This is a genomic window from Pseudomonas sp. MWU12-2029 (assembly GCF_023242425.1).
Classification (GTDB): domain Bacteria; phylum Pseudomonadota; class Gammaproteobacteria; order Pseudomonadales; family Pseudomonadaceae; genus Aquipseudomonas; species Aquipseudomonas kribbensis.
The window spans coordinates 19,382-31,830 of record NZ_JALJDY010000003.1 but is presented as its reverse complement, the minus strand read 5'-3'; the positions used below and the strand labels follow the sequence as shown (position 1 = coordinate 31,830).

Below are 12,449 nucleotides of genomic sequence, written 5' to 3'. Positions count from 1 at the left end.
TTTTCCCTCTCAAGAAATCAGTTTTTCCAGATCATCGAGGGATAGACGTTTGAGGGCCTCCAGGGATTTAGCCAATTCATCCTGAACCGGCGACATTTCGACGCGCAGCGCCTCGATCCGGTTGCAGAACGCTTTCAGCGTATCGGCTTCGAACAGCTCCTTGAGCGGCACCTTGTCGCCCAGACGCTCCTTGATCCGGGTCACCACCAGCGTCGCCAGCAACGAATGGCCGCCGAGCTGGAAGAAGTTGTCCGCCAGGCCCACGCGCTCGACTTCCAGCACCTCTTGCCAGACCGTCGCCACTTCCCGTTGCAGGTCCGTCTGCGGCGCTTCGTACTGCTGCTGCGCCGGGCTCGCGCCCAGGGCCATCAGCGCCTTGCGGTCGAGCTTGCCGTTCGGGGTCAACGGCACCGCCTCTATCACATGCAGATGCCCGGGCACCATGTGCGCCGGCAAACGACTGGCCAATGCCCCGCGCAGACGTTCGATCAACGCCGCCGGATCGCTCACCGCTTGCGCCGCCACGACATAACCGTGCAGGAGCTTGCCCGCCGCGCCGTCCTGGGCCAGCACCACCGCTTCGCGAACTTCATCCTGCTCAAGCAAGCGCGCTTCGACCTCGCTGAGTTCGATACGGAAGCCACGGATCTTCACCTGATGGTCGGCACGCCCGAGATACTCGATGTTGTCATCCGCGCCCTCGCGCACCAGATCCCCCGTGCGGTAAAGCCGCTCGCCGTTACTGGCATACGGGTTAGGCACGAAGCGCTCGGCGGTCAGGCCCGGCCGCATCAGATAGCCCCGGGTCACGCCGGCACCGCCCAGGTACAGCTCGGCGGCTACGCCGGCCGGCAATACGTTCAGTTGAGTGTCGAGCAGGTACGCCACGGTGTTGGCCAGCGGCCGGCCGATATTGGCCTGACCGTGCGCGGTGCGCAGGGTGAACGTCGAATAGGTGGTGTCTTCCGACGGCCCGTACAGGTCATAGACCTGCCGGACCGCCGTGGTCGCATACAGGGTGTCCACCAGGCTCTGCTTGAGCGGTTCACCGGCCAGGTTGATGGTCGTGACCGACGCCGGAATCTGCCCCGCCCGTTGCAGCGCGGCAATCGCCGACGGCACCGTGTTGATCAGCGTGACCCGTTCGCTGGCCGGCAAGTCCGCCAGGGCCAGCGCGTTGTCCGCCAGCACCATGCAGCCGCCGCTGGCCAGGGTGACAAATATCTCCCACACCGACAGGTCGAAGCAGATCGACGTCGAGGCCAGCACGCCGCGCAATTGTTCCTCGCGGTAGACCCCTTGCGACCACTGGATCAACGCCGAGAGGTTGGCGTGGCTGATGGCGACGCCTTTCGGCTTGCCGGTGGAACCCGAGGTGTAGATGACATAGGCCAGGTTCTGCCCGGTGATACCGGCCACCGGCGCGGTGGAGGGATAACCGGCCAGCCACTGCTCGCCCGCCTCCACCAGCACCACCCGGGCACTCAATGTCTCGGGCAGCATCGCCTGCGCCGCCGGCTCGGTCAGCAGCACCGCGGCGCGGCTGTCGTCGAGCATGTGCAGCAAACGTTCCTGCGGGTAGTCCGGGTCCAGCGGCACATAGGCGCCACCGGCCTTGAGAATCGCCAGCAGCGCCACCAGCATGTCCGGGGTGCGGCGCATGCACACGCCGACCCGCACTTCTGCCCCCACGCCCAGCGTTTGCAGCTTGTGCGCCAGACGATTGGCCCGCTGGTCGAGCGCGCGATAGTCGATCTGCTGTTCGGCATACACCACCGCCGGTGCGTCAGGTCGTTGCGCGACGCGTTCTTCGATGAATTCCAGCACCGTGCGCGGCGCCAGCGCCGTAACATCGGCCTTGCCCCATTCAATCGCTTGCCCGCGCTGCGAGTCATCGAGCAATTGCAGCGCGCCCAGTGCCTGGGTGGCGTTGTCGAGGAACTGGTGCAGCAGACGTTCGAGCTGTCGGCTCAGATCGACAATGGTCGAGGCCGAGAAACAGGCCTGATCGTAACTGACACCCAGGCTCAACTCACGACCGGTGACCGCCACCAGTGTCAACGGGTAGTTGGTCTGCTCCTGTCGGCGGATCGCCGAGAACACCAGACCGGTGTCCGGGCCCTGTTGCAGGGCTTCGGCCATCGGATAGTTCTCGAACACCAGAATGCTGTCGAACAACGCCCCGGCGCCGAGTCCGGCCCAGCGCTGAATGTCATACAGCGGCGTGTGTTCGTGTTCACGCAGCGCCAGGTTGAGGCCCTGCACGTGCTGCAACCACTGCTCCACCGACAGGTCGGCGGACGGCGCGGCCACCACCGGCAAGGTATTGATGAACAGGCCGATCTGCTGTTCGACGCCGGGCAAATCGGTCGGGCGACCGGCGACCGTGGCACCGAAGGCCACGTGATCCTGACCGGTATAACGCTGCAACAGCACCAGCCACGCCGCTTGCACCAGGGTGTTGAAGGTGACTTTCTGTTCCCGGGCAAAGCGGTTCAGATCTGCCGTCAGCTGCTCGCTGAACACATGCTGGTGATCGGCATAACCGCCGGCACCGGCCAGCGGCGCAGGTACGGCACTGGCCAGTCGCGTCGGCTCTTCAAGCTCGGCCAGCGCCTGCTTCCAGAACGCCTGACTGGCCGGCTGATCACGCTGGCCCAGCCATTCGATGTAATCACGGTAACGCCCCTGAGCGCTGGCCGGGCTCATGCCCGCGTAACGCTGCAACACCTCGCCGAACAACTGCGAAGTACTCCAGCCGTCCATCAGGATGTGATGACAGGAGTAGATCAGGTGATGCGTCGACTCGTCCGTACGCACCAGGGCAACCCGCAACAGCGGCGCACCGCTCAGCTCGAAACCGTTGGCCAGATCGTCGCCGGCCAGTTGCTCCAGAGCGCTGTCGAGGTCGTTGCGGCCACGCCAGTCCTGCATGCTCCATGGCATCTGCACGTTCTGGCGAACCACTTGCACCGCCGCAGCGGCATCGCTCGGCCAGACAAACGCCGTGCGCAGAATGTCGTGGGCGTCGAGGGTCTGCTGCCAGGCCTGACGGAAACGTTCGACCTGCAGATGCTGCACGTCGACCCGCAACTGGTTGGTGTACGCCGGGCTGTCGGGATCGTTGAGGCTGTGGAACAGAATGCCTTGCTGCATCGGCGACAACGGATACAGGTCGCTGATTTCCCGTGCCGGGATCGGCAGTGCCGAAAGTTGCGCCTGAGTCAGGGTCGCCAGACTGAAATCCGACGGCGTGACGCCAGCGTGGCTGCTGTCACAGCAGTGCTCGATCAAGCGCTCCAGCTCGATCCGGTAAGCGTCGGCCAGCGCCTGCATCGTTTCGACGCGGTACATCTGCGCACCGAACGTCCAGGTCAGTTCCAGCTCGCCGCCATACACCTGACCGTCAATGCTCAGCCAGTTGCCCAACGGCGCCGAGGCGTCCTGATTGGCCCCGGTGCTGTCACCGGACGGCACGAACAGCGCACCCTCGGCGGCGCTGAAATCGCCGTCGAACTGCCCCAGGTAGTTGAACGTCACCCGTGGCGGCGCCAGCGAACGCAACTCGGCCGCGTCACTCAGATAGCGCAGCACACCGTAGCCGATGCCTTTGCCCGGCACGGCGCGCAGTTGCTCCTTGATCGCGCACAAGGATTCACCGGGCGTCGCCTGCGGCGTCAGGCGTACCGGGAACAGGCTGCTGAACCAGCCCACGGTACGGCTCAGATCGAGATCGTCGAACAGGTCTTCGCGACCATGCCCTTCCAGCTGGATCAGCACCGACGGCTGCCGGCTCCAGTCGCACAACACCCGCGCCAGCGCAGTGAGCAACAGATCGTTGATCTGCGTGCGATAGGCGGCCGGTGCCACCTTGAGCAACTTGTGGGTCAATGCCTGGCTCAGGCGCGAACTGACGCGCTGCGCCTGATCCTGAGTCTGCACGTCCTGGGCAAAGTCCCGTGGCAACTCGGCGTCGCCGTCGCTCAGGGTTTTCAGCCAGTACGCGCGCTCCGCGTTCAGCGCTTCACTCTGCCCGTAACGATGCAGATGCTCGGCCCAGCTCTGCAGCGAGCTGCTCTTGCCCGGCCACACCAGCGGTTGGCCGGCGGCCAGCGCGGTGTAAGCGGTTTGCAGATCCTCCAGCAGGATGCGCCAGGACACGCCATCGACCACCAGGTGATGGATCACCAGCAACAGGCGTTGCTCACCGCCCGGCAGATTCGCCAGCACCGCACGCAGCAATCGCCCTTGTTGCAGGTCCAGGCTGCGCTGCGCCAGATCCGCCAGCTCGGTCAGTTGCTCCAGGTTGTCCAGCTCGCGCACCCATAGCCGTTCGGGGTCGCGTTGCGTCTGGAAAGTGGCCTGCCACCCATCGCCCGACGCCTGGAAATTCAAGGTCAGCGCATCATGCTGCTCGACCACGGCCGCCAAGGCGGCTTGCAAATGTCCGGCATCGAGCGGCACCTGCGGTTGCAGCATCAGCGACTGGTTCCAGTGGTGGCGCCGGGCAATCGGGGTTTCAAAGAAGCGTGCCTGAATCGGCAACAAGGCCAGTTGCCCGCCGACTTTCTTCGGCGCTGACGCGACAGGTTTGGCTTCGATCAGTTTGGCCACTGCCGCCAATTGGCCGACGGTCTGTTTCTCGAACAGTTGCTTGGGGCTCAGCTTGATGCCCTGACGCTTGGCCCGGGCAATGATTTGCAGGCTGAGGATCGAGTCCCCGCCCAATTCGAAGAAGTTGTCGGTGCTGCCCACACGCTCAAGCTTGAGCACATCGGCCCAGATCGCCGCGAGTTTTTCCTCCACCTCGCCCACCGGCGCAACATAACGCTGCGTCACCACACCCGGCACCGGCAAGGCGCGCTTGTCCAGTTTGCCGTTGGCCGTCAGCGGCAATTGCTCCAGCACGACAATCTGCGCCGGCACCATGTAATCCGGCAGACAGGCTTGCAGTTGTTCGCGCAGGTTTTCGGGCGTCAACGCTGCGCCCGCCGTTGGCACACACCAGGCCACCAGTTGCAGGCGTGCCGGGTCGTCATCCATCGCCAGTGCAAGCACCGCTGCTTCGCTGACACCGTCCAGACCGAGCAGCACCCGGGCGACTTCCGCCGGCTCCACCCGATAGCCGCGCACCTTGACCTGATCGTCGGCGCGACCGATGAATTCCACTGCCTGCTGGCGATTGCGGCGCACCCGGTCGCCACTGCGATACACCCGCGCACCGTCCGGCCCGAACGGATCTGGCACGAAACGCTCGGCTGTCAGGCCCGGTTGACCGAGATAGCCGAGGGCGACACTGTCACCGCCGATGTAAAGCTCACCCGCAACCTGATCGGCCACGCTGTTGAGCACATCGTCGAGCACATACACATGGGCCCCGGCCAGCGCCGTGCCGACCGGCACGCTGCGCACACCCGGTTCCAGCGAACCGACTTCATGGGCCAACACACCCACGGTGGTTTCACTCGGGCCGTAGTGGTTGATGATCCGGCAGCCCGGCTTGAGTTGCCGCACACGCTCCACCAGCGCTGGCGAACAGGCTTCGCCGCCGACGATCAGCGCCTGCTCCGGCAGCACGTCTGCCGCACGGGATGCCTGCAGCAACGCGGCCAGATGCCCCGGAACAATCTTCAGCATGCCCACCCGATGGCTGGCCATGTACTCGGCGAAACGATCGGGATCGAAGCCCAGTTCTTCCGGCAACACATGCAGCAAGCGGCCGGAACACAACGCGCCGAACAGCACGGTGAAACCCAGGTCCGCCGCAATGGTGGAGACCAGCGCCATGCTGGTGTCTGCTGCCGGTTCGAGACGCTTCAGCACCCCGCGCACATAGCTGGCCAACGCACCGTGGCTGACCAGCACTCCCTTGGGCTGACCGGTGGAACCGGAGGTGTGAATCACATAGGCCGGGGACTGCGCCGACAACTCGCTGACAGGCGCCGAATCCGGCTGCTGTTGCCATTGCTGCGCCTCGAATACCAGGCCACGGCAACCGGCGACCGCCAGTTCCGCCACCCGCGAATCACCTTCAGCGCACACCAGCACCCGCGCCTTGGCAGCGCCGAGCATCTGCTGCAAGCGCGCCGTCGGGGCCTTGACGTCCAGCGGCATGTACACCGCGCCGGCCTTGAAAATCGCCAGCACGCAGGTCAGCCAGTCCAGCGAGCGCTCCAGCAGCACGGCGACCGGTTGACCGGCGACCGCGCCCTCGGCCAGCAGATGATGCGCAAGACGATTGGCAGCCTGATCCAGTGCCTGAAAGCTCAGCCCGCCGTTCAGGTCACGGGCGGCCATTGCCTGCGGCTGGCGCGCAACTTCGCGCTCCCAGTGTTGCAGCACCGGCAATGCCGCTTCACGCGGCGCCGCGAGAGCGCTCGGCAACGCGGTCGCCACGGTGTGCAATGGTGCTTGCGGCGCCTTCAGCAGTGCACCGAACAACCCGAGCAACGCCGGGACGAAGCCTTCGACGGTCGCGTGCTGATAGAGGTCGCTGGCGTAGGTCATCTGCCCGTGGATCAGCGTGCCGTCGTCGGTGATGTCCAGCGCCAGATCGAAGTGGGTGCCATCCTTGTCCAGCGGGTATTCCGCCACGCTCAGGCCCGGCAGCGCCATCGAGCGTTGCTTCTGCATGCCGACGTTCTGGTTGAACTTGGCCTGGAACAACGGGTTATGTCCCAGGGTGCGTTCGGCGATCAGTTCGTCCACCAGTTGCTCGAACGGCAGTTCCTGATGGGCCTGGGCGCCAAACGATGCCTCACGCACCCGCGCCAGCAGGTCCTCGAAACTGCCCCGCTCGTCCACCTCGCAGCGCAGCACCTGGGTGTTGACGAAGAAACCGATCAGCCCTTCGACTTCGGCGCGGCTACGGTTGGCATTGGGCACGCCGACGCGGATGTCACGCTCCCCGGCCTGACGCGACAGGAACAGCGAAAAACCGGCGAGCACCAGCATGAACAGGCTGATGCCTTGCGCACGGGCGAAGCCGTTGAGCTGACGCGACAGGTCCGCGCCGAAATCGAAGCTCAGGGTCCGGCCTTCAAAGCTCTGGGTCAGCGGTCGAGCGAAGTCCGGGGCGACCTCCAGCAGCGGATGTTCCTCGCCCAGTTGCCCGCGCCAGTAGTCGAGCTGACGTTCGTCCTCGCCGGCTTCCAGCCAACGTCGCTGCCAGATGGCGTAGTCGGCGTATTGCAAGGCCAGTTCCGGCAATTGTGGCTCGCGCTCCAGGCTGAACGCCTGATAACACTGCACGAATTCCTTGACCATCACGTCCATCGACCAGCCGTCGGAGACGATGTGATGCATGCTCACCACCAGCACGAATTCATCGTCGGCCAGGCAAAACAGACTGGCGCGCAACAGCGGACCATGACGCAGATCGAACGGCTGCGCCGTCACCTTCTGCACTTGCTCGGCCAGGGCCTGCTCACGTTCCTGCGCGGCAACACCGGTCAAATCGATGCGTTCCAGCGCGACACCCTGGGATTCGAGAATCACCTGATGCGGCTGGTCACCGTCGGTGCGAAACACCGTGCGCAGCACTTCATGACGCGCCATCAGATGATCCAGCGAGCGGGTCAGCGCCGACTCGTCCAAACGCCCTTTCAGGCGCAGGCCGGCCGCCATGTTGTACGCGGCGCTCTGCGGTTCGAGCTGCCAGAGAAACAGCAGACGCTGCTGGGCGAACGACAACGGAATCTGCGCACAGTCGTGACGACTGACCGGCAGCGGCAACAGGCTGAAATCCTTGCCTTCCTCGCGCAACTTGGCCAGAAACTGCCGGCGCTGCTCAAGCGGCAAACCGACGAACCTTTTAGCGATACGCTCCGCCATGTTGCCGCTCATACTTCTTCTCCTTCCAATTCATTCATGAACAGGTCCATGTCGGACCAGTCGTTATCCGTTGCACCCTCGGCCAGCTGTGCCACCGCCTGAGCCAGATCGCCGAGCAACGGTTGTTCGAACAGGTTGCGCAGCGGCAACACCACGTTCAGTTGTTTCTTGATGCGGCCGATCACCTGGGCCGCCAGCAGCGAATGGCCGCCGAGTTCGAAGAAGTGATCGTCCAGCCCGACCCGGGGCACTTGCAGGACATCCGTCCAGATCTGCGCCAGGGCTTGTTCGATGTCCGATTGCGGGGCCCGGTAGTCGACCTGCAATTGATCCACGTCCGGCGCCGGCAGGGCCTTGCGGTCGAGCTTGCCACTGGGGGTCAGCGGTAATTGCGCCAACAGCAGCAGATGGCCCGGCACCATGTAGTCCGGCAGCCTGGCTTGCAGCGCCGTCCTGATCTGCTGACGGAACGCCGACTGCCCGGCCGCGCCCTCCAGCACGTCCTGATCGACCACCAGATACGCCACCAATTGCTGACTGCCATTCAACGGCAAGGCCAGCACCACCGCCTCGCGGATGCCCGGGCATTGCTGCAGGCGCGACTCGATCTCGCCCAGTTCGATGCGGAAGCCACGGATCTTCACCTGATGGTCGACCCGACCGACGTATTCCACGGCACCGTCGGCGCGCAAACGGGCACGATCCCCGGTGCGATACAGGCGTTCGCCACAGGCAAACGGATCGGCGATGAAACGTTCGGCGCTCAGCACCGGCTGGCGGTGATAACCCCGCGCCAGGCCCGGGCCGCCGATGTACAGCTCGCCCACCGCGCCTTGCGGCAGCAGGTTCAAATCATCGTCGAGCACGTACAGGCGACGGCCAGCCAGGCCATGGCCAATCGGGATGCCACGCCACGACACGGCGTCTGCGGTGAGCGTCGAGCAGTCATGGATGGTCGACACCACCGTGACCTCGGTCGGCCCGTAGGTATTGAGCAGGCGCACATGACCCAGCCCGGCCTGTTGCCACAGACGCAGACCGTCCACCGCCATGGCCTCGCCGCCCACGTGAATCTGGCGCAGCGCACCGAAGTGCGGCGGCGGATTGGCCGCGTATTCCTGCACCAGCCAATACCAGTACGCCGCCGGCAAGTCGGCCAGGGTAATGCCGTGTTCGAGGATGGCTTGATGCAATGTCGCGCTGTCCCACAGACGCGCGTCGCGCAGCACCACGCCGGCACCGTGGCACAGCGGCGGGAAAAACTGCTCGACGAACCCGTCGAAACTGCTGGTCGCGAACTGCAGCACCCGGTCGCCTTCGCGCAGGTCGCTGTAGTCGATGGCGCGCTCGATGAACTCGCTCAGGGCGGCGTGACTGATCGCCACGCCTTTGGGCCGGCCGGTCGAACCGGAGGTGTAGATCACGTAGGCCAGGTTTTGCGGCGCGACGGTCACCGGCAGATTGTCGCTGGCGCCGCTGTCCGGCAGCGTGTCCAGGCACAGGCTTTCCACGCCGTCGAGGGTTGGCAGAGCGGCCAGTGACTGGCGGTCGGTCAACAACAGCTTTAATCCGCTGTCGTCGAGCACATGACGCAGGCGCTCGGGCGGGGTTTGCGGATCCAGCGGCACGTAGGCGCCGCCGGCCTTGAGCACGCCGAGCAAGGCGACCGCCAGTTCCAGCGAACGCCCCAGCGCCACGCCGACCAGCACGTCCGGGCCGGCACCCTGCGCACGCAGTTGGTGGGCCAGACGATTGCTGCGCCGGTTCAGTTCGGCATAGCTGATCGAAGGCGCCGGGTCGCTCGCCAGAATCACCGCCAGCGCATCGGGGGTACGCTCCACTTGTGCCTCGAACAGGGCCTGAATGCCGACCTGCGGAGGGCTGGTTTCGGCGACCTGAACCAGGCCTTCGCGCTCGGCAACGGCCAGCATCGAAACCTCGCCGATCAATTGCTGCGGATCGCGGCAGACCGATACCAGCACGTTGCGCCAGTGCTCGGCCAGCGCGGCAATGGTGGACGCGTCGAAAATGTCGGTGGCGTAGGTGAACGCGGCGAACAGTTGCTCGCCCTCTTCCCGGGTATCGAGCATCAGGTCGCTGGTGGCCGCATGCTCGCGGCCGCTGCCGGTCAGTTGTTCCTCGGTCAGGTAACCGACCTGCAAGCCGGCCGTCAGCTGCGCCTGCTGCAAATCCGTCACCAGCGGCTGATGGTTGAACATCACCTGGAACAGCGGGTTGTGACTCTGGCTGCGGGCCGGCTGCAACGCCTCGATCAAGGCATCGAACGGCAGATCCTGATGGGACTGCGCGCCGGCGGCGGCCTGGCGCACGCTCTGCAACAGATCGGCAAAACGGGTATTGGCAGTGACCACACTGCGCAGGATCTGCGTATTGACGAAGAAGCCGATCAAGCCTTCGGTTTCACTGCGGGTACGGTTGGCGATCAGGCCGCCGACGCGGATGTCAGTCTGGCCGCTGTAGCGATGCAACAAGGTCTTGAACGCCGCCAGCAAGACCACGAACAGGGTCACCCCCTGACGTTGTGCGAGGTTTTTCAGCTCCTGCCGCAGGTCGGCGTCGATCACCGTTTCCAGACGCGCACCACGGTGACTGGCCTGGGCCGGGTAGGCACGATCGGTCGGCAGTTCAAGCACCGGGTGTTCGTCACCCAGTTGTGCACGCCAGTAGTCGAGCTGACGCTCGCCCTCGCCCGCCTCCAGCCAACTGCGTTGCCACAGCGCGTAGTCGCGGTAGTGCACGGTGATCGGGGGCAATTGCGGCTCCGTTCCCGCCACCAGCGCCGCGTAGGTGCGCATGAATTCATCGATGAGAATGTTCATCGACCAGCCGTCGGCGATGATGTGGTGCAACGTCAGCAACAGCACGTGTTCCTGCGCGTCCAGCCGCAGCAGGCGCAGGCTCAGCAACGGCCCGTTCTCCAGATCGAAGGCTTGCGTGGCCTCGGCCATCATGTGTTGCCGGGCCAGTGGCCAGCGCTGGTCCTCGGGCAACGCGCTCAGGTCAGTGAAGGCCAACTTGACGGGTTGCGGTTCGGCGACTTTCTGGAAGGCTTGTTCGCCCTCCTGACCGAACGTCGTGCGCAGGCACTCATGCCGCGCCACCAACCGACTGAACGCCTGCTCCAGCGCCTCGGGCTGCAACTCACCGCTCAGGCGCACGGCCATCGGCAGGTTGTAGGCGGCACTTTGCGGGTCCATCTGCCAGAGAAACCACATCCGCTGCTGGGCATAGGACAGGCCGTCGCGCTCGGCGACCCCGATGCAGGCGGTCATGGGCAGTTGCGCAAAATTGATCCCTTCACGGGCCATGCCGGCGAGGAACAAACGACGTTTGTCCTGAGGCAATTCGATAAAGCGGCGGGCTAGTTTCTGTGCGTCTGCGGCATTCATGCATTGGGTCCTTGCTGATCGGCGGCGTGACCAGGAGGCCCGGTCGTATCAACAAGAACGAATGACAAACGCAATGATTTAGCGGGGCCGGGCAATCCCCGGGCGACAACCAAAGGGATCGACACACAAATGCCGAAGCCGGTACAGAACCGGCTTCGGCACCCTTTCACTCAAGCGGCGCGACCGTTCAGAGCGCGTCCTGCGAATGCCCCTCGGCCATGGCGACGATGACCTTGCGCGGGCCTTCGAACGGCGAGCGGGCATGGGCCGACAACATGTTGTCGAGCATCAGCACATCACCTTCCTGCCACGGGAAACTGATGGCGCATTCATCAAGTACCGCGCGGATCTGGCTCAGGACCTCATCTTCAATGGGCGAGCCATCGCCGTAGTAGACATTACGCGGCAAGTCCTCTTCATCGACGATGTCCAGCAGGCTCTCGCGCACCTCCGGTTGCAGGTTGGAAATGTGGAACAGGTGCGCCTGATTGAACCAGACCATGTCCCCGGTGACCGGATGCTGCGCCACGGCCTGACAGGTCTGGCGGGTGCGCAGTTCTCCGTCGTCCTTCCATTCGCAAATGATGCCGTGGGCCTGGCAATAGGCTTCGACTTCAGCCTGGTCGTCGGTGTTGAACACATCCTCCCAGGCCACATCCAGCCCGTTGCCGAAATTGCGCACGTACATCAGGCCCTTGCTGACGAAACGTTCGCGGATCGCCTGGGGAATCCGCCGATACACTTCGCGACTGTCGGCAATCGGCGTTTCGCCGCCGGATCTGGCCGCGATCATGCTGTAGAACCAGATCTTCATCGGCCAGTCCCGGGAATAGGCCTGCTCGTTGTGCAGCGGAATACTCTGGTGCGCCGGGTATTCGGTGGAGGTGTACACGCCCTGGGTCACGTTGGTGCGTGGCGTGGAGCCAAACTCGTAGTTCAGCAGCGGATGGCCGAAGCTCGCCGCGAATTCGCGAAAGCGTTCTGCACCGTCCAGACGGAACCCGCGAAACAGCAGGCCGCCATCGCGCAGCAAATGCTCATCCACCAGCTCTTTCAGTTCATCGAACACCGCCAGCAAATCCGTATCGGCATCGCTCGCCTCCACCAGCAGCGGCAGGCGACCGCGTTGCGGCAACAACGGACGGACGGAAAATCCCTCAGCAACAGCCATGACTGGCCTCCTCAAAACACTCGATAGGTGAACCG

Annotated in this window: 3 protein-coding genes; all 3 read right to left on the bottom strand. The window is 64.4% G+C overall.

The window, feature by feature from the left end:
• Positions 1-9 precede the first annotated feature (9 nt).
• The 3 genes from M5B44_RS07960 to M5B44_RS07950 all read right to left on the bottom strand — a co-directional run bounded on the left by M5B44_RS07960 (position 10) and on the right by M5B44_RS07950 (position 12,414).
• Entirely contained in the window at positions 10-7,845 is a 7,836-nt protein-coding gene (locus tag M5B44_RS07960; protein ID WP_248738765.1) for a non-ribosomal peptide synthetase, read from the bottom strand.
• Entirely contained in the window at positions 7,842-11,243 is a 3,402-nt protein-coding gene (locus tag M5B44_RS07955; RefSeq protein WP_248738764.1) for an amino acid adenylation domain-containing protein, read from the bottom strand. Before M5B44_RS07955 ends, M5B44_RS07960 begins: the two co-directional genes overlap by 4 nt.
• 187 nt (positions 11,244-11,430) lie before the next feature.
• Positions 11,431-12,414 (bottom strand): TauD/TfdA family dioxygenase, encoded by a 984-nt coding sequence (locus M5B44_RS07950; protein ID WP_248738763.1) that lies wholly within the window; start codon positions 12,412-12,414, stop codon positions 11,431-11,433.
• Positions 12,415-12,449: the final 35 nt, after the last annotated feature.